At 48.5% G+C, this 507-nt stretch carries 1 protein-coding gene; it reads right to left on the bottom strand.

Annotated elements, in window-relative coordinates:
• Nucleotides 1-507, bottom strand: a 507-nt coding sequence (locus tag EGI32_RS11445; protein ID WP_255155491.1) for a hypothetical protein, incomplete at both ends; no start/stop codon positions are given.

Here is a 507-nt window from a genome sequence, read left to right as displayed (position 1 = left end):
TAAAGGTATAAGTACCTGCTGTACGGGTGAAAGTACCTGTACCGGTATACGGTGCAGTACCGCCTGTGGCGTTTACTGATACTACAGCAGTACCGCCATTACAAAGAATGATCGATGCTGTAGCCGTAACCACCAGTGTTGGTACGGGAGCCGGTTCAGTGATCGTAATGGTCTTTACCGAAGTACAGCCATTTGCATCCTTTGCAGTTACAGTATGAGTACCTGCAAATACGTTGGTGAAAGTAGTGGATGACTGGTAAGAGCCGTTGTTCAGTTTATAAGTGTATGGAGCCGTACCACCCGATGCACCTGCTGTGATGGTGGTAGAACCGCCGTTTACAGTGATGGTACCTGAAGTAACAGTAGAAGTAAGTGCGGTTGGTTCGGTGATCGTAACAGTAGCCATAGAAGTCAAACCTGCTGCGTCGGTTACCGTAAAATTGTGTGTACCTGCACCTTTGGTGAAAGTACCTGTACCGGTATAGGGTGCAGTACCGCCTGTAGCCG

Origin of the sequence: Ferruginibacter sp. HRS2-29 (genome assembly GCF_024343615.1) — a bacterium.
Classification (GTDB): domain Bacteria; phylum Bacteroidota; class Bacteroidia; order Chitinophagales; family Chitinophagaceae; genus Ferruginibacter.
Note: the sequence above shows the minus strand (reverse complement) of the source record. Positions and strands in the feature narration are given on the sequence as shown.